Source organism: Kitasatospora sp. CM 4170, from assembly GCF_032110285.1.
In the GTDB taxonomy this organism is placed as follows: domain Bacteria; phylum Actinomycetota; class Actinomycetes; order Streptomycetales; family Streptomycetaceae; genus Kitasatospora; species Kitasatospora aburaviensis.
The window spans coordinates 7,099,767-7,123,334 of record NZ_CP134877.1 but is presented as its reverse complement, the minus strand read 5'-3'; the positions used below and the strand labels follow the sequence as shown (position 1 = coordinate 7,123,334).

The 23,568-nt window shown below is 73.2% G+C and carries 22 protein-coding genes and 1 riboswitch; of the genes, 13 read left to right on the top strand and 9 right to left on the bottom strand.

The features are described from left to right. Positions 1-258 precede the first annotated feature (258 nt). Together RMN57_RS30085 and RMN57_RS30080 are read right to left on the bottom strand one after the other, a co-directional pair. A complete protein-coding gene (locus RMN57_RS30085) occupies positions 259-1,146 on the bottom strand; it encodes a 2-hydroxy-3-oxopropionate reductase (RefSeq protein ID WP_313766431.1) in 888 nt (295 codons plus the stop codon). 70 nt (positions 1,147-1,216) lie between these two features. Beyond that, positions 1,217-2,062, bottom strand: a complete 846-nt coding sequence (locus RMN57_RS30080) for a TIM barrel protein (protein WP_313766430.1) — start codon at positions 2,060-2,062, stop codon at positions 1,217-1,219. Between the two features lie 213 nt (positions 2,063-2,275). On the opposite strand from RMN57_RS30080, the gene RMN57_RS30075 reads away from it, so the two are divergent. The 7 genes from RMN57_RS30075 (at position 2,276) to RMN57_RS30045 (ending at position 8,246) form a co-directional block, all read left to right on the top strand. Then, complete coding sequence (locus RMN57_RS30075; protein ID WP_255752388.1) at positions 2,276-2,521, top strand: thiamine-binding protein; 246 nt, start codon at positions 2,276-2,278, stop codon at positions 2,519-2,521. Further along, positions 2,518-2,898: a helix-turn-helix domain-containing protein gene (locus RMN57_RS30070; protein WP_313766429.1), complete on the top strand. Its 381-nt coding sequence runs from the start codon at positions 2,518-2,520 to the stop codon at positions 2,896-2,898. Before RMN57_RS30075 ends, RMN57_RS30070 begins: the two co-directional genes overlap by 4 nt. 256 nt (positions 2,899-3,154) lie before the next feature. Continuing rightward, positions 3,155-3,658: a 2-oxo-4-hydroxy-4-carboxy-5-ureidoimidazoline decarboxylase gene (uraD, locus tag RMN57_RS30065; RefSeq protein ID WP_313766428.1), complete on the top strand. Its 504-nt coding sequence runs from the start codon at positions 3,155-3,157 to the stop codon at positions 3,656-3,658. Between the two features lie 60 nt (positions 3,659-3,718). Beyond that, positions 3,719-4,054: a hydroxyisourate hydrolase gene (uraH, locus tag RMN57_RS30060; RefSeq protein ID WP_313766427.1), complete on the top strand. Its 336-nt coding sequence runs from the start codon at positions 3,719-3,721 to the stop codon at positions 4,052-4,054. A gap of 27 nt (positions 4,055-4,081) precedes the next feature. Then, positions 4,082-5,002, top strand: coding sequence for a factor-independent urate hydroxylase (pucL, locus tag RMN57_RS30055; RefSeq protein WP_313766426.1), 921 nt, complete (start codon positions 4,082-4,084; stop codon positions 5,000-5,002). Positions 5,003-5,340: 338 nt separating this feature from the next. Further along, on the top strand, positions 5,341-6,804 hold the full coding sequence (locus RMN57_RS30050; RefSeq protein WP_313766425.1) for a nucleobase:cation symporter-2 family protein: 1,464 nt from the start codon (positions 5,341-5,343) through the stop codon (positions 6,802-6,804). Positions 6,805-6,860: 56 nt separating this feature from the next. After that, complete coding sequence (locus tag RMN57_RS30045) at positions 6,861-8,246, top strand: 8-oxoguanine deaminase (protein ID WP_313766424.1); 1,386 nt, start codon at positions 6,861-6,863, stop codon at positions 8,244-8,246. A gap of 251 nt (positions 8,247-8,497) precedes the next feature. Here RMN57_RS30045 and RMN57_RS30040 read toward each other — a convergent pair whose 3' ends face one another. Further along, positions 8,498-9,784, bottom strand: coding sequence for an MFS transporter (locus RMN57_RS30040; RefSeq protein WP_313766423.1), 1,287 nt, complete (start codon positions 9,782-9,784; stop codon positions 8,498-8,500). A gap of 55 nt (positions 9,785-9,839) precedes the next feature. Between RMN57_RS30040 and RMN57_RS30035 the strand changes: the two genes are divergently transcribed. Next, complete coding sequence (locus tag RMN57_RS30035; protein WP_313766422.1) at positions 9,840-10,898, top strand: winged helix-turn-helix domain-containing protein; 1,059 nt, start codon at positions 9,840-9,842, stop codon at positions 10,896-10,898. Positions 10,899-10,917: 19 nt separating this feature from the next. Here RMN57_RS30035 and RMN57_RS30030 read toward each other — a convergent pair whose 3' ends face one another. Beyond that, on the bottom strand, positions 10,918-11,319 hold the full coding sequence (locus RMN57_RS30030) for a gamma-glutamylcyclotransferase (RefSeq protein ID WP_238862488.1): 402 nt from the start codon (positions 11,317-11,319) through the stop codon (positions 10,918-10,920). A gap of 136 nt (positions 11,320-11,455) precedes the next feature. Continuing rightward, on the bottom strand, positions 11,456-13,108 hold the full coding sequence (aceB, locus tag RMN57_RS30025; RefSeq protein ID WP_313766421.1) for a malate synthase A: 1,653 nt from the start codon (positions 13,106-13,108) through the stop codon (positions 11,456-11,458). 201 nt (positions 13,109-13,309) lie between these two features. On the opposite strand from aceB, the gene RMN57_RS30020 reads away from it, so the two are divergent. Next, positions 13,310-14,107: an IclR family transcriptional regulator gene (locus tag RMN57_RS30020; RefSeq protein WP_313766420.1), complete on the top strand. Its 798-nt coding sequence runs from the start codon at positions 13,310-13,312 to the stop codon at positions 14,105-14,107. Positions 14,108-14,414: 307 nt separating this feature from the next. Next, on the top strand, positions 14,415-14,987 hold the full coding sequence (locus RMN57_RS30015) for a hypothetical protein (RefSeq protein ID WP_313766419.1): 573 nt from the start codon (positions 14,415-14,417) through the stop codon (positions 14,985-14,987). Positions 14,988-15,117: 130 nt separating this feature from the next. Here the strand turns inward: RMN57_RS30015 and RMN57_RS30010 are convergent, their stop codons facing one another. Both RMN57_RS30010 and RMN57_RS30005 read right to left on the bottom strand, forming a co-directional pair. After that, positions 15,118-16,365 (bottom strand): glycoside hydrolase family 16 protein, encoded by a 1,248-nt coding sequence (locus RMN57_RS30010; protein ID WP_313766418.1) that lies wholly within the window; start codon positions 16,363-16,365, stop codon positions 15,118-15,120. Between the two features lie 2 nt (positions 16,366-16,367). Next, a riboswitch (cyclic di-AMP (ydaO/yuaA leader) is annotated at positions 16,368-16,533 on the bottom strand. A 209-nt stretch (positions 16,534-16,742) separates the two neighbouring features. After that, positions 16,743-18,143: a lipase gene (locus tag RMN57_RS30005; RefSeq protein ID WP_313766417.1), complete on the bottom strand. Its 1,401-nt coding sequence runs from the start codon at positions 18,141-18,143 to the stop codon at positions 16,743-16,745. 348 nt (positions 18,144-18,491) lie between these two features. Here RMN57_RS30005 and RMN57_RS30000 point away from each other — a divergent pair, with 348 nt between their 5' ends. Further along, complete coding sequence (locus RMN57_RS30000) at positions 18,492-18,821, top strand: MoaF-related domain-containing protein (protein WP_313766416.1); 330 nt, start codon at positions 18,492-18,494, stop codon at positions 18,819-18,821. 30 nt (positions 18,822-18,851) lie between these two features. Here the strand turns inward: RMN57_RS30000 and RMN57_RS29995 are convergent, their stop codons facing one another. Both RMN57_RS29995 and RMN57_RS29990 read right to left on the bottom strand, forming a co-directional pair. Next, entirely contained in the window at positions 18,852-20,000 is a 1,149-nt protein-coding gene (locus RMN57_RS29995) for an alpha/beta hydrolase-fold protein (RefSeq protein ID WP_313766415.1), read from the bottom strand. Between the two features lie 456 nt (positions 20,001-20,456). Further along, a complete protein-coding gene (locus RMN57_RS29990) occupies positions 20,457-21,128 on the bottom strand; it encodes a TetR/AcrR family transcriptional regulator (RefSeq protein ID WP_313766414.1) in 672 nt (223 codons plus the stop codon). 104 nt (positions 21,129-21,232) lie between these two features. Between RMN57_RS29990 and RMN57_RS29985 the strand changes: the two genes are divergently transcribed. Beyond that, positions 21,233-22,309, top strand: coding sequence for a carboxymuconolactone decarboxylase family protein (locus tag RMN57_RS29985; protein WP_313766413.1), 1,077 nt, complete (start codon positions 21,233-21,235; stop codon positions 22,307-22,309). Positions 22,310-22,452: 143 nt separating this feature from the next. After that, positions 22,453-23,541, top strand: coding sequence for an FHA domain-containing protein (locus RMN57_RS29980; RefSeq protein WP_313766412.1), 1,089 nt, complete (start codon positions 22,453-22,455; stop codon positions 23,539-23,541). Positions 23,542-23,568: the final 27 nt, after the last annotated feature.

Below are 23,568 nucleotides of genomic sequence, written 5' to 3'. Positions count from 1 at the left end.
CCCTCCCCGCCGTTCCCCTCGTCCCGCTTCCGACGTACGAGAGGCTCCCCTCGGCGAAGGAGAGGGCCGGGCGACACGCAACTGGCACGACCGAAGTGCCCCCGTCAGGGAGTGCGCGTCACCGGCTTGGTCGATCGGCAGGAGGCGGATGAGCCCCAACCCACCTGCCGATCGGGCCTGGCCTCCTGGTGGCGCGGGCACGACCGGATAGGTACACGCCACCAGGAGGAGTCTGCGGGCCGCGGGGGCCCGGTCCGGCTACTTGGCCTCGCGGCCGGACAGCCGCTCGACGCCGCGCAGCAGCGCCGAGTGGTCGAGGGAGCCGTCGCCGTTGGCACGGGCCGAGGCGACCAGCTGGGCGACGACCGCGCCGACCGGCAGGGCGGCACCCACGGCCCGGGCGGCGTCGGTGACGATGCCCATGTCCTTGTGGTGCAGGTCGATGCGGAAGCCGGGGGCGAACTCGCGGTTCAGCATGTTCGCCTTCTTGCGGTTGAGCACGGTCGAGCCGGCCAGGCCGCCGCCGAGCACGTCCAGCGCGGCGCCCAGGTCCACGCCGGCGTTCTCCAGGAAGACCACGGCCTCGGCCAGGACCTGGATGTTGACGGCGACGATCAGCTGGTTGGCGGCCTTCACGGTCTGGCCGGCGCCGGCCGGGCCGACGTGGACGACCGTGGTGCCCAGGGCGTCGAACAGCGGCTTGGCCTCGGCGAAGTCCTCCGCGGCGCCACCGACCATGATCGACAGGACGGCCTCGACGGCGCCCGCCTCGCCGCCGGAGACCGGGGCGTCCAGGGTGCGGACGCCCTTCTCCTTGGCGGCGGCCTCGACCTTGATCGAGGTCTGCGGGGTGATCGAGGACATGTCGATCACCAGGGTGCCGGGCGCGGCGTTCTCGAGGACGCCGCCCTCGCCCAGGATGACCTGCTCGACGTGCGGGTCGGCCGGGACCATGGTGATGACGACCTCGGCGTCCTTCACCGCGTCGGCGATGCTGGTCGCGCCGTGGCCGCCGGCGGCGACCAGGGCGTCGATCTGCGGCTGGGTGAGGTTGAAGCCGGTGACGTGGTGTCCGGCCTTGACCAGGTTGGCGGCCATCGGGCTGCCCATGATGCCGAGGCCGATGAAGGCGATCTTGCGGCTCATCGCGTCGTTCCTTAGGTGCGTGGAGGGGTGGGGTGCGGGAGGTCCGGCGGGCGCGCCGGGGGCGGTGCGCTCAGCCGGCCGAGCGCAGCTCGCGCGGGAGCCACTCGAAGCTGTCGGCGCTGACGCCGGTGGAGGGGCGGTACTCCAGCCCGATCCGGCCGGTGTAGCCGGCGGCGGTGAGGCGGGCGAACAGGTCCTCGAAGTCGAGGCCGCCGGTGCCCGGCTCGTTGCGGCCGGGGTTGTCGGCGATCTGGACGTGGCCGAAGCGGTCGGCGTAGGTGTCGATGACCGCGGCCAGGTCCTCGCCGTTCATGGCCAGGTGGTAGAGGTCGCAGAGGAACTTCGCGTTGCCCAGGCCGGTGGCGGCGTTGACCTTGTCCACGACCTCGACCGCGGCGGCGGCGGAGACCAGCGGGTAGTCCGGCGACTCGGGCTTGTTCAGCGCCTCGATCAGCAGGATCGCGCCGATCTCGTGGGCCGCCCGGGCGGCGAGGACGAGGTTCTCCAGCGCGAGCGCGTCCTGCTCGGCCGGGTCCACGCCCTCGACCCGGTTGCCGTACAGCGCGTTGAGCGCCTTGGTGCCGAGCGAGGCGGCCAGCTCGGCGGCGACCGGCACGTTGGCGCGGAAGCGGTCCTTCGCGGCCGGCACGGAGACGGTGCCGCGGACCCCGAGGCTGAGGTCGTCCAGGAAGTTGAGCCCGGTGAGCCGGACACCGGCGTCGGTGAAGGCCTTGCGGAGCGCGTCCAGCTCGGCCTCCGACGGCGTGGCGCTCTCGCCGAACGGCCACCAGAGCTCGGCGGCGGTGAAGCCGGCGGCGGCGGCAGCGGCCGGGCGCTCCAGGAGCGGGAGCTCGCTGAACAGGATCGACAGGTTGACCGTGTAGCGGTGCTGGGCCGCAGCCGTCACGTCAATCACCTCTCACTCTCTTCCGTCATCCGCAACTTCCACGATCCGGAAGAGGGATTCTGCTTGGTGGAAGCATGTCCGCCGCGCTGAGCGGGTGTCAAGACCGCCGCAACAATTTGTTGAAGCCGACCGAAACCGCTCCCCCGCAGGCCCCGCCGCTGTTCGATCGACCAGCCCCTGCCCGCCCGCACCCCCGCTCGCTACAGTGGGCGGGTGCGATTGATGGTGGAGTTCACGACAGAACCGTTCGAACTGGACACGTTCCCGGAGCACGCCGTGGCGGCCCGGAAGGTGGTCGACGAGGCCGGCCTGGCCGTCTCGGTCGGCCCCTTCGGCACCGGCGCGGAGGGCGATGCCGAGCAGGTCCTCGGCGCGGTGACCAAGCTGCTCCGGGACACCCTGGACGCGGGTGCGACCCGGATCTCGGTCCAGGTCAGCGTGCTCGGCGAGGAGGGCGGTACGCCGTGACCGAGCACGTGGAACACCCGCTCGCCGCGGCGATAAAGCCGCTGCTGGACGCCGTCGGCGCCACGCCCGTCCGACTGGACGAGGCGAAGGCCGAGGACGTCGTCCTGGAGTGGGAGGGCGCCCCGGCGCTCGCCGTACGACTGCCCCACCTCAGCAGCGCGCTCGACCGCCTGCTGGCCGAGATGACCCGCCAGTTCGACGGCCGCCCGCTGACCGAGCTGGACCGCGGGGAGAAGCAGCGCGTGGTCGCCCTCCTGGAGGAGCGCGGCGCCTTCACCGTCCGCCACGGGGTCGAGACGGTCGCCTCGGCGCTCGGCGTCAGCCGCTTCACCGTGTACAACTACCTCAACCGCCAGGACGGCTCGAAGTCCGGCTGAGCGCGGCGGCGAGCCCCCGCGAGGTGTGCGGAGCCGCCCGTGCGGTGCGCGGATCCGCGTACGTCCGGGTGAACCCCGCCGGCCAGGCCAGTCTTCACCAGCCCCCGGCGGGGCACACTTGTCTCATCGCACACGAAACGGCCGGGTAACCGGGACCCGTTCAAAACGTAACCACCAACCGTTCAACAAAGTGTTGACGGCCACGTTGGGTCGATCTAGCTTGTGCGGGTGGCACCACTCTTCAGGAGGTCCACCCGTGACCAACCACCCCCACGCCCTTGACGCCCTGGCGGCGGCCGACGCCGCCGAGCTGAGGGCGATCCTGCTGGAGGTCTGCTCCAGCCCCACCTGGGCCGACGCCGTCGCGGCGGCCCGGCCCTGGTCCGACCGCACGGCCCTGCTCGACGCCAACGCGTCGGCCATGGCCGCCCTCGCGGTCGCCGACCTGAACGACGCGATGGCCGGCCACGCCCGGATCGGCAAGCCCAAGGCGGGCGACGCCACCTCCGAGCGCGAGCAGGCCGGCATCAGGGGAGTGGACACCGCACTCCTCGACGAACTGCACGAGGCCAACGCCGCCTACGAGGCGAAGTTCGGCCACGTGTTCCTGATCTGCGCCACCGGACGCACCGCGGACACCATGCTCGCCGCGCTGCGGGAGCGCTACCCCAACGACGCCGCCACCGAGGCGGAGATCGTCCGGGGCGAGCTGCGCAAGATCAACGACATCCGGATCAACCGGCTGCTCGACGAAGGCTGACCCCGGGTCGGCCGCTTTCGACGCAACGTCACACCTGCCATCAGTAAGGTCACTTCACCCATGACTGGCATCTCCACCCACGTGCTCGACACCAGCCTCGGCCGCCCGGCCGAGGGCGTCCCGGTCGAGCTCGCGCTGCACACCGAGGGTGGCTGGAAGGTGCTCGGCACCTCCGCCACGGACTCCGACGGCCGGGCCAAGGACCTGCCGGCCGTGGAGGCGGGCTCGGTCGTCCGGCTGCTCTTCGACACCGCCGCGTACTACGCGGCGAAGTCCGAGGAGACGCCGTTCTTCCCCGAGGTCTCGATCGTCTTCACGGTCGCGCCCGCGCAGCACCACTACCACGTGCCGCTGCTGCTCAACCCGTTCGGATACTCGGTCTACCGCGGAAGCTAGACCGCTTGATTGATTGGGAGCCACGTCATGGCCCACGTGCTCGGTCAGAACCAGTACGGCAAGGCGGAGAACCGCATCGTCCGGATCTACCGTGACTCGACCCGTCACGAGATCAAGGACCTGAACGTCTCGGTCTCCCTCCAGGGCGAGTTCGAGGACGTCCACCTCACCGGGTCGAACGCCAACTGCCTGCCCACCGACACGACGAAGAACACCGTGTACGCCTTCGCCAAGGAGCACGGGATCGAGTCGGCCGAGGCCTTCGGCATCCTCCTGGCGCGGCACTTCGTGGACAACACCGAGCGCGGTGTCGTGCACAGCGCCCGGATCCGGATCGAGGAGTACGCCTGGGACCGGATCAAGACGCCGGACAGCTCGGCCCGCTTCATCGGCTCCGAGGAGGTCGGCCACTCCTTCGTCCGCAGCGGGCAGGAGACCCGCACCAGCGAGATCGTCTACGACGGGGAGTCCGTCCAGGTCGTTTCGGGCCTCAAGGACCTCATCGTGATGAACTCCACCAACTCGGAGTTCTGGGGCTACATCAAGGACCGGTACACCACCCTCCAGGAGGCGTACGACCGCATCCTCGCCACCCAGGTGACGGCGCGCTGGAAGTACGGCTTCAGCGGCCGCGACGGCGAGGCCCAGCCCAACTGGAACCGCTCCTACTCCCACGTGAAGCGGCACCTGCTGGAGGCCTTCGCCGAGACCTACTCCTACTCGCTGCAGCAGACCCTGCACGCGATGGGCACCCGGGTGCTGAACAACCGCGCCGAGGTGGACGAGGTCCGCCTGGAACTGCCGAACAAGCACCACTTCCTGGTCGACCTGGAGCCCTTCGGCCTCAAGAACGACAACGAGGTCTACTACGCCGCCGACCGGATGTACGGCCTGATCGAGGGCACCGTGCACCGCGAGGGCGTCGTCCCGGTGATCCCGGTCGCCTGACCTCCCCCATGAACACCGTCCGGCGTCGCCGCACCCTCCGGCCCCCTGTGGCCGGTCGATCCCGGACGGGCCGCAGTACCGGTCACACCAGCAGTACCCGTCACACCAGCAATACCCGCAGTACCCGCCACACCCGCACCACCAGCAGTACCCGCACCACCTGTTTCTCCACCCCCACCCACCGGAGACCGTGCCCGCTTCACGGCGGCCGGCCCGGGGAGCTGGAGATACCGGCCGGGGGACCCTTGCACCGCCGTCCCGCCCCCGGCCGCCGCGCGATCGAAACGTCTCCAGCGCCGCGGGCGCGTCGCGAGCCACGGGCACAAGAGGGGCTCGACATGGCACCCAGCAACACCAGTAGCACCGACGGCGGTTCCACCCCTGCAAGATCTTCTGGTCCGGACGGCGCGTCAAGCAGCCTCCCCGGCAAGCCGTCCGGACCGGAAACCCACCCCGTGGACGAACTGCTGCCACCGGTGAAGCTCGTCTCCACCGGCCTGCAGCACGTCGCCGCGATGTACGCGGGAGTCGTCGCTCCCCCGCTCATCGTCGGCGCCGGCGTGGGGCTCTCCCCCGCCGAGCTCGCCCTGCTCATCTCGGCCAGCCTGTTCACCGCCGGACTGGCCACCCTGCTCCAGACCCTCGGCTTCTGGAAGATCGGCGCCCGCCTGCCGTTCGTGAACGGCGTCTCGTTCGCCGGCGTCGCCCCCATGATCGCCATAGCCAAGGAGCACGGACCGAAGGACGCCCTCCCGGTGATCTTCGGAGCGGTGATCGTCGCGGGGCTCCTGTGCTTCCTCGCGGCACCGTACTTCTGCAAGCTGATCAGGTTCTTCCCGCCGGTCGTCCAGGGCACCGTGATCACCCTCATCGGGGTGTCCCTGCTCCCGGTGGCGGTCAACTGGGCGCGCGGCGGCTCGCCGGGCGCCCCCGGGTACGGCTCCACCCGAGCCATCGGCCTCGCCGCGATCACCCTCGTCGCGGTGGTGCTCTGCAACCGGCTGCTGCGCGGCTTCTGGCAGCAGCTCTCCCTGCTCATCGGACTGGCGATCGGCACCCTGCTCGCCTTCCCGCTGGGCCTCGCCGACTTCGGCGCGGTCAAGGACGCGAAGGTCTTCGCGCTCCCCTCCCCGTTCCACTTCGGCGCGCCGATGTTCGACGCGGCCGCGATCGCCTCGCTCTGCATCGTCATGGTGGTCTCGATGACCGAGTCCACCGCCGACATGCTGGCGCTCGGCAGGATCGTCGACCGCGAGGCCGACGAGCCCGTGCTCGCCGCCGGCCTGCGGGCGGACGGACTGGCCACCGCGCTCAGCCCGGTCTTCAACGGGTTCGCCGCCAGCGCCTTCGCCCAGAACATCGGGCTGGTCGCGCTGACGAAGATCCGCAGCCGCTTCGTGGTCGCGGCCGGCGGAGGCATCCTGATCCTGCTCGGGCTCTTCCCCGTGCTCGGGTCGCTCGTCTCCCTGGTCCCGCAGCCCGTCCTGGGCGGCGCCGGGATCGTGCTGTTCGGCACGGTCGCGGCGAGCGGCATCCGCACCCTGGCGGAGGCCGGCATGGAGTCCAGCTCGAACACCATCCTGGTGTCGGTCTCGCTCGGCGTCGGCATCATCCCGATCGCGGTACCGACCTTCTACGACTCCTTCCCGGAGGCCGTCCGCACCCTGATGCACTCCGGGATCTCGGCCGGCTGCGTGATGGCCGTCCTGCTCAACCTGCTCTTCCACCACGTCGGAGTCGCCCGCCGGTCGCCGGCCGACGGGACACCCGGCACGACGGTGCCGACGGCGACACCGTCCTGACCCACCGGGCGGGCATGCCCGCCATGCCCGCCCGGCCTCCCCCATAGGAGTTCCCCATGGCAGTCCAGCCCCCGCCCGCCGACCAGCGGATCGTGATCGAGAACGTCGCGATCGCGACGGTCGACGCCAACGACACCGAGTACGCCCGCGGCCACGTGGTCATCCTCGGCAACAGGATCGAGTCGGTCGGCGACGGCCCCGCCCCGCAGTGGCTGGACAACGTGGTGCGCCGGATCAACGGCGAGGGCCACCTCGTCACCCCCGGCCTGGTCAACACCCATCACCACTTCTACCAGTGGATCACCCGCGGCCTCGCCCAGGACGACATCCTCTTCGACTGGCTGGTCGCGCTCTACCCGACCTGGGCCCGGATCGACGAGAAGCTCGTCCACGCCGCCTCCCAGGGCTCCGCCGCCGCGCTGCTCAAGTCCGGCTGCACCACCGCCTCGGACCACCACTACGTCTTCCCCAAGGACGGCGGCGACGTCCTCGGCGCCTCCATCGAGGCCGTCCAGGAGCTCGGCCTGCGCTTCACCGCGCTGCGCGGCTCGATGGACCGGAGCAAGAAGGACGGCGGCCTGCCGCCGGACCACGCCGTCGAGGAGCTCGACGACATCCTCGCCTCCTCCGAGGCGGCCGTGGACAAGTACCACGACTCCTCCTTCGGCTCGATGCTGCACGTGGCCATCGCGCCCTGCTCGCCCTTCTCGGTCTCCACCGACCTGCTGCGCGAGTCCGCCGTACTGGCCCGCCGCAAGGGCGTCCGGCTGCACACCCACGGCTCCGAGACCGCCGAGGAAGAGGCGTTCTGCAAGCAGCTGTTCGGGATGGGCCCGACCGACTACTTCGAGTCGGTCGGCTGGCTCGGCGAGGACGTCTGGATGGCGCACTGCGTCCACATGAACGACTCCGACATCGCCAAGTTCGCCGAGACCGGCACCGGTGTGGCGCACTGCCCCTCCTCCAACGCCCGCCTCGCCGCCGGCATCGCCCGCGTCCCCGACATGCTGAAGGCCGGCGTACCGGTCGGCCTCGGCGTCGACGGCACCGCCTCCAACGAGTCCGGCGAGCTGGGCACCGAGCTGCGCAACGCGCTGCTGATCAACCGCCTGCACGGCTACCCGACCGCCCTCACCGGCCGCCAGGCGCTGCGCCTGGGCACCATGGGCGGCGCCCGGGTGCTCGGCCGGCAGGACGAGATCGGCTCGATCGAGGCCGGCAAGCTGGCCGACCTCGCGCTGTGGAAGGTCGACGGCATCATGCACTCCTCGATCGCCGACCCGGTCGCCGCCCTCACCCTCGGCGCCCTCCCCCCGCTGGCGACCCTCTTCGTCAACGGCAACGCCGTCGTCGAGAAGGGCCAGCTGACCACCGTCAACGAGGACCGGATCGCCCGCGACTGCGCCCGCGCCGCCAAGGAGCTGGCCTCCCGGCCCGTCTGATCCCCGATCCGCCGAAACCCTCCCCCGGAGCGGGAGGCCACCCGGCCCTCCCGCTCCCCTCCCACTCCGGGCCGCCCAGGGACGGTGCGTGACCCGGACTCCGCGAGCCGCCCCTCCCGGCCGGCGAGCGGAACGCAGCCCCGGACCCACGGCGAGGGTCCGGGGCTGCGGCGTGCCCGCGCCCACCCCTGTCGGGCGCGGACACCGCCGGATGCCGGTCGGTGTCGATCCGGCAAGATCATGGGACTCCGTCAGGAGTGCTTCGGCGCCAGGCCCCTCGTGATCCGGGCCCGGTCGCGGACGGCGGCCGGCATGGCCGCCCCGGCCACGGCGAACACCGCCGCCAGGACCACCCAGCCGACGCCGCCGTGGTCCAGCACGGTCAGGCTGATCGCCAGCGGGCCGATCACGTGCGCCGCCGCCTGGCCGCTCAGGAACACCCCCTGGTACTCGCCGTGCGACCGCGCGTCGGCGAGCTCCAGGCTGAGCGTCCAGCCGCCGGCCGAGGTCAGCAGCTCGCCCAGGCTGTGCACCAGCGCCCCCACGAGCAGCACCCCGACGGCCAGTGCGGCCGAGCCGTACTGCGCCGCCGCGTAGGCCAGCGAACCGGCCGCCAGCAGCAGCGCGCCCCGCAGACAGGCCCGCGCGGCCGTCCCGGTGTCGGCGACCCCGCGGCTGGCCCGGACCTGGAACACCACCACCAGCAGGCAGTTGAGCACGTTCACCGCGCCGATCACCGCCGCCGGCGCGTCCGTGGCCAGCACCGCCCAGAGCGGCAGGCCGACGTTGAGCACGGCGTGCTGCAGCTCCAGCAGCCCGTGCAGCCCGGTGACCAGCAGGTACCGGCCGTCGCGCAGCGCCGTACGGCGGGCCGCGTCGGTGGTGGTGGCCTCGCCGGTGGTGTCGGTGGCCGCCGCGCCGCGGGCTGCCGGGCCCTCCGGGGCCGGCAGCCCGGCCAGGAGGACCGTCGCCCCCAGGAAGGTCACCGCGTCCACCGCCAGCACCGCCACGTACCCCCGGTAGGAGTCCGCCTGCAGGGCGAGCGCCGCACCGCCGGAGCCGAGGACGAAGCCCGCGTTCGCCACCGAGCGCAGCACCGCCCGGGCCCGGACCTGGCTTTCGGCGGGCAGTGCACGGGCGATCAGCGCACTGCGGACCGCCGACGAGCCGCGCTCCAGCACCGTCGCCACGCACGCCAGCGCGACGAAGGCGGCGAAGGAGTGGACGAAGGCGTAGCCCAGCACGGCCAGCGCCTCCAGCGGCCCGGTCACCAGGAGCAGGCGCTTGCTGCCGATCCGGTCGGCGAGGCGCCCCATCGGCACGCCGGCCAGCATTCCGCAGACCCCGGCGGCCGTCAGACCGAGCGCCACCCCACCGGGCGTCAGGCCGACGGAGCGGGTGAAGAACAGGACGCCGACCGTGGCGAACATGCCGTTCCCCACGGTGTTCACGAGGGACATGAGGACGAGCCGGCGCAGCAGCGGATCGTCCGGCAGGAGGCGGCTGGGAGCGGGCGGGCGCACCGCGGTCGAGGTCATGCCGGTAGGACACCGGGCTTCCCACGGCGGCGGAATCCTTTTACCGTTGCGGTCAATGTTCGAGTTCCGCTTCGGCGTCGACGACCTCGCCGCCACCTGGTTCGGCTACTCCCCGCTGCAGGAGACGGTGTTGAGCCTGCGCGCACGCCGTTTCCCCGCCCGCTACCCGGAGCACCGGGCGTGGACCGCCGGCTGGCAGCCGCGCTACGAGACGCTGGACACCGCGCTGCTGGACTCGCTGATCGCGCCGGTCGGCTTCGTGCCCGACTTCCTCACGCCCCGGCCGGGATCCCCCCGCCCGGACTTCGCCGCCGAGCTCGCGGTGCTGGCGGCCACCCCGCCGGAGGTGGTGCGGGCGGACGTGCTCGCCGCCTACCGCGGCGACGGGAGTCCGCTGCCACCCGTCCTGGCCGGGCTGATCGACGACCCGGCGGCGCTGAGCGCCCGGGCGGCCGAGGCGCTGGAGGCGTACTGGACGCGCTGCCTGGCGCCGGTCTGGTGGCCGCGGGCACGGTCGGTCCTGGAGGCGGACATCACCCACCGCGGCCGGATGCTCTCGGAGCGCGGCGCGGAGGGGCTGTTCGCCGACCTCGACGCCCGGCTCTCCTGGCACGCCGGGGTGCTGCGGCTCGTCGACCCCCATCCGGCCGTCCGGGCGGTGGGCACCGCGGTGGACGTCGCCGGACGCGGGCTGGTGCTGATCCCGACCCTGTTCGGACTGGGCGCGCAGACCGACATCACCCAGCTGGGACCGCCACTGATCACCTATCCGGCGCGCGGCAGGGCCACCATGGCCGAGGGCCTGACCGCGGGCCGCGGCAGGCCGGGCGGCGCGATGCCCGGCGAGGGGCCGGTCCGCGCACCGGGCGAGCCGCCGGCGGCGCTGGTCGGGCTGATCGGCGCACCGCGGGCCCGGCTGCTCACCCTGCTGGAGACCCCGGCGAGCACCACCGAGCTGGCGCACCGGCTGGGGGTCACCCCGGGCGCGGTCAGCCGCCACCTGGGCGCCCTCGCCTCGGCCGGCCTGCTGGAACGGACCCGGCACGGCCGCAGCGTCCTCTACCGCCGCAGCCTGCTCGGCGACGGGCTGGCGGGCGGCGGGACCACCCGCTGACGGCCTGCCCGGTGGCCGCTCAGGCGGTGCGGCCGAGCGTGGCGAGGTAGGCGCGCCAGCCGCCGTGGTGGGTGATCTCGCGGTGCACGCCGCGCTCCGCCTCGCCGCGGGCGAGCAGCATCGAGAGGCAGGCGGAGCCGTCCGCCAGCTCGATGACCCCGAGCTCCAGCTCGCGCGGTTCCCCGGGGAGGACGACGTCGCGCAGGTGCTCCAGGCTGACGTCGTACAGCTCGCCCTCGATGGCGGTGTCGACGGACGGGTCGGGGTGCAGCCCCGGGCAGACGTCGCTCTCGCCGCCGACGTCGATCGAGAAGAAGCGGTAGCCGGGGGCGGTGCGGACCGGCCCGACCAGCGCGTCCGCGACGGAGGCGTGGAAGGGGCCGCCGACCATGGCCTGGCCGTTGAAGAAGATGCGTGCCATGAGGTTCCTCCGGAAGGCCGTTCCGTACGGCGACGAGAGGACAGGTGGATTCGTCGCCGTACGGAACGGAGCAAAGGGCGGCGGGTCTGCTACAGCGTGGCAGGCGGCAGCCGACCCGCGCGCGGATAGATTGGGCTCAGCCCAGCAGGGGAAGCGCGGGGAGGGTCAGGAAGTCCGCGAACTCCTCGGCCAGGGCGACCTGTTCGAAGAGCTTGGCGGCCTCGCGCCAGCGCCCACCGGCGTAGGCGTCGTCGCCCAGTTCGGCCCGGAGCTCGGCCAGCTCCGCAGCCACCAGCCGGCGCACGAGGTCTGCGGTGGCCTTCTCGCCGGTGTCCGCGAGCACGACGCCGTTGTTGATCCACTGCCAGATCTGCGAGCGGGAGATCTCGGCGGTGGCGGCGTCCTCCATCATGTTGAAGATGCCGACCGCGCCGAGGCCGCGCAGCCACGCCTCGATGTAGCGGACGCCGACCTGGACGGCGTTGTGCAGGCCCGCGTGGGTGCAGGTCCCGCCGGCGCCGGCGATGTCGAGCAGCTGGGCCGCGGTGACGGGCTCGGCCGGGCCCGGGTCGTCCTTCTGGTTCGGACGGTCGCCGAGCACGGCGTCGAAGGAGGCGCGGGCGACCGGGACGAGGTCCGGGTGCGCCACCCAGGAGCCGTCGAAGCCGTGGCCGGCCTCCCGGTCCTTGTCGGCCTTGACCTTCTCCAGGGCGGCCGCGTTGACCTCGGGGTCCTTGCGGCTCGGGATGAACGCGGCCATGCCGCCGATGGCGTGGGCGCCGCGCCGGTGGCAGGTCTGCACCAGCAGCCGGGTGTAGGCGGCCATGAACGGCGAGGCCATGGTGACGGTGTTGCGGTCCGGCAGGATGTAGTGCTCACCGGCGTCGCGGAAGTTCTTGACGATCGAGAACAGGTAGTCCCAGCGGCCCGCGTTGAGCCCGGCCGCGTGGTCGCGCAGCTCGTAGAGGATCTCCTCCATCTCGAAGGCGGCCGTGATCGTCTCGATCAGTACGGTCGCGCGGACGGTGCCGTGCGGGATGCCGAGGGCGGCCTGGGCGTGGGTGAAGACGTCGTTCCACAGCCGCGTTTCGAGGTGGCTCTCGGTCTTCGGCAGGTAGAAGTACGGGCCGGAGTTCGGGTCCTCCGCGCCGCGGGCGATCAGCCGGGCCGCGTTGTGGAAGAAGTAGAGCCCGAAGTCGAAGAAGGCCCCGGCCACCGGAACGCCGTCCACGAGCAGGTGGTTCTCGTCCAGGTGCCAGCCGCGCGGGCGGACCACGACGGTGGCGAGCTCGGCGGCGGGCTTGAGGGTGTAGGCCTTGCCGGCCGGGGAGGTGAAGTCGATCCGGCCCTCGAAGGCGTCGATCAGGTTGATCTGGCCGCTGACCACGTTCTCCCAGGTCGGGGAGGTGGCGTCCTCGAAGTCGGCGAGCCAGACCCTGGCGCCCGAGTTGAGCGCGTTGATGACCATCTTGCGGTCGGTGGGGCCGGTGATCTCGACCCGGCGGTCCTGGAGCGCGCGCGGGGCCTCGGCCACCGTCCAGTCGCCCTCGCGCACGGCGGCCGTCTCGGGGAGGAAGTCCAGGGTGCCGGCCTGTGCGATCTCGGCGCGGCGGGTCTTGCGGCGGGCCAGGAGCTCCTGTCGGCGGTCCTCGAAGGCGCGGTGGAGGCCGACGACGAAGGCGACCGCCTCCGGAGTGAGCACCTCCTCCGCCCGGTGGACGCGCGGACCGGCGACAGTGACGACCGGAGCGGCGGGGGAGGCGCCGGCGGGTCCCTGATCTGTAGCCATGAGCAGGACACTCCTAAGACGGTTGAGCATGGCGAAGGGAGTTCCGGTGGGAACTTCCTTGATCTGAACCGATCCGAACCCCACCTACCGGAGGGCTCGATTCTGTAAGGTGGAGACTAGTTTCCGCGATACAGAATTTCAACGGTTTGTTGAGGTGATCGCAGGGACTCTACTCCTCCCCCGACAGCGAAGGGAACGCCGGTGGTCGCGACCCCCGACACAGCATCGACGACGGGCACGGACCGCGCGAGCGGCGGTGTGCAGTCCGTCGAGCGCGCCTTCCAGCTGCTGGAGGCGCTGGCCGACTCCGGCGGCGTGGCGACGCTCAGCGAGCTCTCCACCTCCTCCGGCCTGCCCATGCCCACCATCCATCGACTGGTTCGTACCCTCGTCCAGCAGGGCTATGTCCGCCAGGACACCGCGCGCCGCTACACCCTCGGCCCCCGGTTGATCCGACTGGGCGAGACGGCCGGCCGACTGCTCGGCAGCTGGGCCCGCCCGTACCTGGCCGAGCTGATGGAGGCCACCGGCGAGACCGCCAACCTGGCCGTGCTGGAGGGCGGCGAGGTGGTCTACGTCGGGCAGGTGCAGTCGCGGCGTTCGATGCGGATGTTCACCGAGGTCGGCCGCCGGGTGCAGCCGCACTGCACCGGCGTCGGCAAGGCCCTGCTGGCCCAGCTGCCGGAGGCCGAGGCGCGCGCGGTCCTCGGCCCCAACCCGCTGCCCGCCCACACCGAGTTCACCGTGACGGACCCGCAGGCCCTGCTGGACCAGCTGGCGGAGGCGCGCGAGCGCGGCTACGTCGTGGACGACCAGGAGCAGGAGATCGGGGTGCGCTGCATCGCGCTCGCGGTACCGGGCGCGCCGACCCCGACGGCGCTCTCCGTCTCGGGCCCGGAAGCCCGGATCCGGGCGCTGGAGGAGCAGGCCGGCGCCTCCTCGCTGGTGCCGGTGATGCAGCAGATCGCGATCAGGCTCGGGCAGGTCCTGGCACCCTGACGGAGCGTCATCCTGACTGTGTGCGCGGGAAGTCGGCGCGTCCGACTTCCTGCGCACGGCGCTGCTGTGCACGCGGCTCTCCTGAGCCCGGCTCTGCTGTGCGCGGCTCTGACGTGCCGGCTTCCCGCGGCGGCCCGCTGCCCCGGACGGTCCGGGTGGCCGGGCCCGCCGGTGCGGGTTCGCCCGTTCGAGCGGCCCGAGGGCGGGTTGCCCGGGGCGCGGCGGACCGGTCGGTCACGCTGGGGTTCGGACGCAAGGCCCCGTGGACGGCGCGGGGCACCGGAAGCAGAGGGCAGGGTGAGCGCCGATGTCGCGCAGAGGGTCCGCACGGGGTTTCTTCGGGAGGTCGCTGACGGTGGGGTGCGCGCTGGCCGCGCTGGCCGCCGGTCCGGCACTGGCCTGCCCCACCGACGACGGAGGGCAGGCCCCCGCACCGGCCGCCGGGCAGGCTCCCGCACCGGTCGCGGCGGCGGCGCCCGCGGCGTCCGACTCCGACCTGGTGGTGGTCCGGATCGACCCGGAGGCCGCCGCACCCGGCGGCACCACCACGGTGCACGCCTTCGTCGCGAACTTCGGCCCGGACCGCACGGCCTCGCCCTTCACCCTGGTGGTCACCCTGCCCGAGGGGGTGACGCCGGAGGGCCCGTTCTTCCCCGAGAACTGCTACCCGTTCCAGAACGGCCACCGGGTGCGCTGCACCTTCCCGGCCGGCCTGCCGAGGTTCCAGAGCGCGACGGCCATGATCCCGGTACGGCTGGCCCCGACGGTCCCGGCCCCGAGCACGCTGACCGGGGGCTGGGTCGCGGTGCGCGGTGACGACGACAGGAACGAGGCGAACAACAAGCAGCCGTTCGAGATCGCGGTCGTCCAGAGCACCTGAGCCGCGTCGTGGCCTGCTGCCGCGAACGCGGAGACACCGGAGCGCCGGCCCTCGTGCGGAGGGGGTCGGCGCTCCGGCATTGCGGCGTCCGGCGGGCCGGCGGGCGCCGGCCCGCCGGTGCGCCGTCCGATCAGCGGTAGACGCGCAGGTAGTCCGCCGCGAAGGTGATCGGGGCCGTGCCCTGCGGCGCGGGGTGGTACTGCCCGGCGCTGAGCGACAGGTTCAGGATCGGGTAGGCCGACCAGCCGGCGCCGACCCCCTTGCCGTCCGAGAAGACCTTCACCCCGTTGATGTACCAGTCCACCGAGGTGGCGCCGTACTGGGTGCCGACGGTGACCCACTGGTCGTGCGCGACGGCCTTCGCGTCGGTGACGTACTTGTAGCCCGGGTTGATGTGGTTGGTCAGCTCCAGCAGGTTCGCGTTGTCCGCGTGGTACTCGAAGCTGTCGATCTCGCCGTGGTTGCCGCTGGTGCTGTTCCACGTCCAGAGCGCCGGCCAGGCGCCGGTGCCGGCGGGGAGCTTGACCCGGGTCTCGATGTAGTCGCCGGTCTTCACCTTGAAGCCCTCGGTGGAGTACTCGGTGGTGAGCAGGCCGGTGTCCCAGGCCTGCTTGCCGTTCTCCAGCGTGTGGGTGCTCGGCCGGGCGGTGAAGGTGGCGACACCGCCCGAGACGCCGACGTTGTCCTTGTTCAGCCAGTCGAGCTTGTTGTCGTTCGGGTTGTGGTCGCCGTAGTGGTACGAGCTGCTCCGGTCGGCCGTCCAGCGGGAGCCCAGGGCGAGGCCGTCGAACTCGTCGGACCAGGTCAGCTGCTTCCCGGCGACGGGCGCCGCGGTGGCCGGGCTGCTCGGGGCGGCGGTCGCGGTGGGCGACGGCACGGGCGTCGCGGTGGGGGCGGGGCTCGGGGTGGCGGTGGCCGCGGAGACCACCAGCTGCCGCGAGGGCAGGTTGTGCCAGGCGCCGCCGAGGTCCTGCCAGAAGCCGAACTGGGTGTAGGTACCGGCCGGCAGCGTGCGCGAACCGGTGGTGACCGACAGGCCGCTCGGGCATATCTGCGCGTTGGCGGCGCCACCGGGGAAGTCGAGGTTGTGTCCCCCCGCGTCGCGCACCCCGACACCGACCGTCTTCGCGGTGAAGCAGGCGGAGGAGTGGACGGTCAGCGAGGCGGTGGTGGCCTTGCCCGCCACCATGGTGGCCGGGGTCAGCTTGTCCTGGGTGACGGTCGGCGTGGTCGCCGCGTGGGCACCGGTGACCGCCGGGAGGCCGAGCAGGCCGGCGCCGCCGATGGCGAGCGCGCCGGTGACGGCGAAGGCCGCGTTGCGGCCGCGGCGGGAGGGTCGGGCATGGCGCGGCGCGCGGCGCCGGGCAGGCTTCTGCATGGCAGTGTCCTCTGTGACGCCTGCGAGGTGAGCTGTCGGGTTCGGGCTGAGGTTGCCCGGCCGCCGGTGGAGCGGCTTCACCCCTAGCCGAGGACGCCGAGCGCGGAGCGCAGAGGCCGCGGCACTACCTGGGTCCCCCGCTCCCGTCCGCTGTGGTGCTCGGTTGCCGGCCGGCGGGTGGACAGGACTCGGCGTCCCGACGGCGGGGGTCCGCGAAGCGGACGTCCCGAGCAGGCTAGGCAGCCCCTCCGGAACCCGACAACCCGGCGGGGTCGGTTGTCGCGCAGCTCACATCCGGGCTGCGGCCGGACCCCGCCGGAGTTGATCAAGTCGCGGACGCCGGTGATCAGTTGCCCGGTCGGCCGGCCGGGGCCCGGTCAGCCGAGCCAGGCGTCGACCTGCGACATCGCCTCCGGGGACCAGGCCAGCTCCAGGTGGTTGAGCCCGTCCAGCAGCCGGGTGCCGGCGACCGTGGCGATGCCGGTGGTGTCCAGCGCACTCCTGGTGAAGACGATGCCGTCGCTGGGCCCGCGGTTCTCGTTCAGGAGCCCGGGGATGTCGGCCGAGCCGCCCGCCAGCAGGTAGGTGCGGACCGCCGCCGGGACGCCTGCCCGCTGCAGCGGCCCGATCAGGGAGCCGGCGTCGATCGCCGCCTGGATGCCCTGCCCGGAGGTGTAGAGCCCCCGGCCGCCGTAGTACGTCGTCCACCAGTCCTGCGCCGTCCCGTCCACCCCGTAGGTGGCGTCCCAGCGGGCGAGCAGCTGGCGCTGGCCCGGGTAGCAGTCGTGGCCGCCGGCCGGCAGCACACCGAGGCAGGGCTGTGCCGTGTACGTCCCGTAGCAGGTCATGTACAGGTGCGGGGAGGGGGCGTTGGCGGTGCCCCCGCAGGCCGGCCAGGTGGCCAGGGAGAACGCCCAGCCGTGGGCGTAGACGTAGTCCAGGCCGCCGTTCGGGCCACCGAGGGTCACCAGCCGGCGGACGTCGCCCGCGTACGCCCGCCCCCAGGAGGGGCGGACGGAGGAGACGTAGGCACGCGCCGCCACCTCGCCCTTGCTCCAGGCGACCACGTCCACCTGGGGCACCCCGAGCCGGGCGCGGATCAGGGCGACGGCGTCCCCGACGGCCTGGGCCTGGAGCAGGTTGTCGCCGTGCTTGTGGGCGAAGCCGATCGCGAACACCCGGTGGCCGGTCGCGGCCAGGTACTGGGCCAGTCCGGTGGACGGGCAGCCGGCCGGGCCGGTGGCGCCGCAGCTGCCGCTCTCGCCGGGGTCGGCCCAGGCGCGGTCGGCGTTGTCATTGGCACCGTGGACGAGCAGGACGGGCGTGGCGCGGCCGCCGGTGTCCCAGCCGGCGGCGGAGTAGAGCAGGAACCGGCCGGAGAACGGCTGGCGGACCCCGCCGAAGTAGGTGAGGCGGGCGCCGTCCTGGTCGCCGCGTCCGCCGGGTGGGTACTGCTCGGCGGTGAAGCCGGGGGTGGTGTCGAGGTAGCGCTCGACCTTGGCCCAGCCGTGGGCGGGGGCGGGGAAGGTCGCCTCCAGGTTCAGGCCCGCGGTCACGGCGGGGGCCCCGGCGGGGACGGCGGCCGCCGTTGCGGTCACGGCGGCAGCCGGCGGCACGGCCAGGAGGAGCAGGGTGAGCGCGAGCAGCGCGGCGAAGGCGGCGGCGGGGGTCCGCCGGGCCGCGGGGGTCCGGTGGACGGCGGGTGTCCGGTGGACGGCGGGGACGAGGCGGCGGGTGGTCCGGCGGTTCCTCGCTCGGCTGGTGCGGGTGCTGGGCATCGGCGGCTCCGTGGTCGGACTGGGCCGGGCCCACGCCCCGGTGGGCCGGCGCCAGCACGGTACGGCCGGGCCACCCGGCCGCCCATGTGCCGGGGTCACACCCCGTACGCGACCGGGGTGGCGCCCCGCGCCGTGGCGGGGTGTCGGCAAGTACGTCGCGGAGGTCACCTCGTCGGATAGGTTGGAGGTCCATCCGCGGCCGCGTGCCGACCGGCCCGCACCGCGGTGGACCGGTCCCGCTCGGACCGCGTGCACGGCACCGCACAGCACAGCACCGCAGGCACGACACCACCCGCCCGGGCAGGTACGCCCGGCACCGCACGACGAGAGACGAGGACCCGTCCCGCCATGACCGCCCCCCTGCCCGCCTTCGCCGGCCGTACCTACCTCTTCCAGGTCGACAACGGCGCGGCCTTCCGCAACGCCTACTCTGCCGACGGCAAGCGGCTGCGCTGGGAGGGCCTCGGCGAATCGGCCGGCCAGTGGGAGGACGTGGCCCTGCACGTCGCGGAGGTCGGCCCGGAGCTGTACTTCGTCAGCTGGACCGAGCAGAGCGGCATCACCGTCAGCCATGTGATGGACCTCGGCAAGCTGACGGTGCGCGCGTTCTGGACGTACGAGGGCGAGGGCGGCCGGGTCGGCGAGCTGCACACCGGCACGCTGGAGCAGGTGGCCTGAGCCGGCCGGTTCCCGCCCGCCCCTCCCGGGTCAGACCGGCTGGCCCGGGACCTTCAGGCGCTCGGAGAGCCACTCCAGCGAGGACGGCAGCAGCTTGCTCCAGGTCTCGAAGTTGTGGCCGCCGGTCTGCAGCATGCTGTACGAGACCTTCATCGGGTTCTGCACCGCGCCCACGAACGCCTCCGTGTCGTGCCGGTACTCGCCGTCCCCCTCCCTGGTGCCGGCCAGCAGCACGGACACCTTGGGCTGCGGCAGGTTCTTCAGCCGCCACATCAGGTCGGCCTCGCTGCGGCGCTGCTCACCGTCGGCACCCTTGAACAGGTCGACGGTGGTCGGGTCGTCGGCGGCCCGGTAGTAGCCGGAGAGCGAGACGGCGGTCGGGAAGACGTCCGGGTGGCGCATGGCCAGCTTGAGCGCGCAGTAGCCCCCGGTCGAGTTGCCCATGAAGCCCCAGGCCTGCGGATCGGTGGAGACCCGGAACGTCGCCTGGATCGCCGACGGGACGTCCTTGGTGTAGTAGGTGTCGGACTGCGGGCCGCCCGGGACGTCCTCGCACTCGGTGTCCTTCGGCAGCGCCGGCGACGGGGTCATCAGCACCAGTACGGTCGGCTGCATCCGGCCCTCCTGGAGCAACTTCAGCGCGGCACCTGGGTAGTTGAGCCGCGTCACCAGGTTCTTGGCGATGCCGGGGAAGCCGGTGCTGATGATGACCGCCGGGAACTGCTTCTGCGCGTACTCGGGCTGGAAGTACTGCGGCGGCAGGTAGACGTACCCCTCGGTGGAGAGCCGGGAGACGGCGCCGTCGATCCGCACCAGGCGGATCTCCCCGGACTGCCTGGGGTCCCGGCCGAGCGCCCCGCCGCCCTGGACGTTGGCGTGGCCGATGGTCTCCACCAGGAGGCGGCCGGAGGCGTCCGCCTTGTTGTGGATGACGACCGGGCCGTTGTCACCGGTGCCGAGCAGGTCGTCCCAGCTGCTGTAGAAGGCGAAGTAGTTGTTGGCCACCAGCCCGAGCGCGGCGAGCACGGTGACCTGGGTGGCGAGCAGTGCACCGATGCGGCCGAGCACGGCCTGCCAGCTCCGCTTCGCGAGTCTCGGCCAGAGCCAGACCGTGCCGACCATCATCACCACGGCGATCACTACGGTCAGCGCCAACACCTTGTGGCTCGTCAGACCCATGTCCTGCTTGCTCCCACGCCTCGAACTCCCCGCCCGGCCACTAGCGGGCAGTTGCTAGGACACTGGGGCGGCCGCCCCGGTTCCCCCGTCCACAGCAGAGGCCGTCGCCGAGGCGCGGTAACCCACCCTAGCGTCCCCCGGGGGCCTCGCGGACCCGCCGACCAGCGGGGACCGGAAGGATGAGACGCGCCGCACAGCGTGCACGGACCGACCGGTCGGACGGGACGAATGCGGGCCGGGGGTACGGGCGAGAGGGCTGACCCGGGGGCGCAGCGATCGAGCCGGCGGGCCGATCGACCGGCCGGTTGCGCCGAGGTGAACACGAACACCCCTTCGGGTGTCCAACAGTGGTGGCGTATCAGCTGACGCGCGCCCAGAGGTGCAGCGCGGCGGCCGATTCCCGCATGCGGCGGGCGCCGGGCTCCTGCGGCGAGGCCGGCCCGGCGGCCCGGCGCGTCAGCCCAGCCCGCCGTTCCGGGCGGCGGCCAGGGCGGCCGTCACGGAGCGGTCGGCGGCCTCGTCGTCCACCGGCTCGGCGGTGATCAGCACGCGGAAGTAGAGCGGCGCGGCCACCGCCTTGATCACCGCGGCCGGATCGATCCCGGCGGGCAGCTCGCCGCGCTCGACCGCGCGGGTGATGATCGGCTCGGCCCGCTGCAGCCGGTCGTCGAAGATCTGCGCCCGGGCCGCGGCGAGCCCGGGCGCCTGGGCGGCCTCCGAGAGCATCACCGCCAGCACCGCCGCACCGCTCGGCCCGCGCAGCCAGGCGGCGAGGCCGCGGGCGAGCAGTCGCAGGTCCCCGTCGACCGTCCCGGTGTCTGGGATCGGGATCTCCGCGGCGATCTGCCCGGCCAGCGCGTCGACGATCAGGCCGTCCTTGTCCTTCCACCGCCGGTACACCGTGGTCTTGTGGACGCCCGCCCGGCGGGCGACGGCGTCGACGGTCAGTGCGGCGTAGCGCATCTCCGCGAGCTCGGCGAGGGTCGCAGCGAGGACGGCCGTCCGCACCTTCTCCCCGCGCCCGATCGTCGGGCGGACCCGACCGGCCTCCACGGAGTCGGACGGGGCGGGCACGGACGGAGCCGGCCCGGACCGGCCGGGCCCGGGCGGGAGCGAGTCGGAAGACATTGCAACTCCTGGTTGCGTTACGACGGGCAGCGTGACACGCTCAGGCTATCGCAACCCCGAGTTGCGATGCAGCCCGAGGTCGTGCCATTCGGAGGGGAACACGCATGCCCAGGCCCTACCGCCACACCACCCCCGTCCCGCAGAAGTCCGCCACCGGACGGGTCGCCGCCGTCTACGCGCAGATGGAGGCGGACTTCCTGCTCGCCGACGGCCCCCTGATGAGCCTCTCCCCCGCGCCCGAGGTGCTGGCCGCCACCTGGGCGCTGCTGCGCGAGGCCGAGATCGTCGGCACCGCACCGCGCGCGGAGAAGGAGGCCGTCGCGAGCGCCGTCTCGCTCGCCAACCGCTGCCCGTTCTGCACCGAGGCGCACGCGCTGCTCGCCCACGGCGCCGGGGACCACCGGCTCGCCGAGGACGCACGGGCCGGCCGCACGCCTGCCGACCGGCGCGACGCGACGCTGTTGGAGTGGGCCGCCGCCACCCGCTCCCCCGGCAGCCCCGCGCTGGCGGCGCCGCCCTTCCCCGCCGACCAGACACCCGAGTTCGTCGGCACGGTGCTGGTGACCCACTTCATCAACCGCATGGTCACCGCACTGCTCGACGAGGAGGCGTTGCTGCCGAGCGCGCTGCGCCGCTCCGCCTACGTCCGGCGGGCCGCCGCGCTCTCGGTCGGCCCGGCCGCACGGCGTAACCCCGAGCCCGGAGCCGGCCTGGCCGTCCTCGACGGGTCGCTCCCGGACGGGCCCGCTCCCGCGTGGGCCGGCCCGGGCTCCGTCGGCCCCGCCTACCTGGCGCTTCGGGCCGCCGCCTCCGCCGGCGGCGGGCTGCTGGGCGAGGCCGCCCGGGCCGCCGTGCTCGCTGCCGTCGCCGGCTGGGACGGCAGCCACCCACCGCTCGCCGGCGACCCGACGGCCTTGCCTCTCGCCGATGTCCCGTCCGAGCAGCGGCCGGGCGCCCGGCTGGCGCTGCTGGCGGCCCTGGCGCCCTACCGGATCACCGACGCGGACGTCGCCGCATGGCGGGCCGACCGGGACGGCAACGGCAGCCGCGACGGGGACGGCAGCGGGGGCGCGAGCGACGACCGCGGGCTGACCAGGCTCCTGGCGTTCGGGGCGATCACGGCCACCGTGCGGGTGGAGGCGTGGATCACCGCGGGTGCGCGTTCGACCCCGGCGGCGTAACCGCCCGGCGGCGGATCGGGCCAGGAGCTGCGCCACACCGCCGCGGTGGCTTTTACTGGAAGGGAGGGCACCCGAGCCGGCGGCCGGGCGAATCGTTTCGCCGCCGTCGGTGGTTCACCGGTTCACCGCCAGGAGGTCGTACCATGAGCCCGCCTTCGCAAGAGCTCGATTTACCGCGCCTCGTCGTCGACAGCCCGGACCGGCTCAAGGGTCAGGTGTTCGTCCTCGCCGACGAGCCGATGCTGGTCGGCCGGAACTCCGAATGCCAGATCCACGTGGGCGATCCCGGCGTCAGCCGTCGGCACGCCGTGGTGTGGCACACCGGCGGCCACACCACCGTCGAGGACCTGTCCTCCACCAACGGCACCAAGCTGAACGGCCACCCGGTGCTCGGGCAGGAGGAGGTGCACGCCGGGGACGTGCTGGACTTCGGACCGTTCGAGGTGCACTACGAGGAGCCGCGCGACGCCGACGTCACCGTCCCCGGGATCGATGCTCCGGGGCCGACGGCCACCTTCCGCACCGTCCAGCCGCCCGCACCGGCGCCCGGGCCGGGGCAGCAGCCCCCGCCGCCGCACCGGGAGCAGTCGGCGACACCTCCGCAGGGCCGGCCGGCGGCACCGCGGCCGGCACAGTCCGCCACGCCTCGGCACGCACAGTCGGCCACCCCCGGCCAGGGTCGGCCGGCACCACCCACGCCTCCCGGCCCGGCCGCGGCATCCCCGGCCGGGCACCCGACGCCGCCGTACCCCGGAGGACCGCCGGGGCAGCCCTGGCAGCCGCCGCCCCCGGAGGCGGGCCGCTTCGACGTGGGGCACCAGGAGGCGGGAAACCTGAGCAACGTCGCCGGCAACCAGTACAACTTCACGCAGGCGCGGCGGGACAACTTCTTCCGCGAGATCGCCGCCACCCGGACCAAGGCCCGCCACCTGATCATCACCGGTTTCCTGATGTTCCTGGTCGGCGGCGGGGTCTACTTCTGGGCGCTGATCAGGTTCATCTCCGCGACCAGCGACGCCGTCGGGTCGGAGAGCACCGACTACTCCGTCCCCGACCTGCTCGGGCCCAAGGTCGGCGGCGTGCCGGCCGGCGCCATCGGCTTCGCCGTGGCGGCGATCGGCACCGTCCTGATGGTGATCGGGATCGTCCTGCACATCGTCACCACCTCGCGCCGCCGCCGCTTCGAGGAGGAGGAGTCGCGGCGGTCCTACTTCCCGCCGCCGGCGCACTGAGCCCGCCGCGGCGGCTCCCCGGAGGAG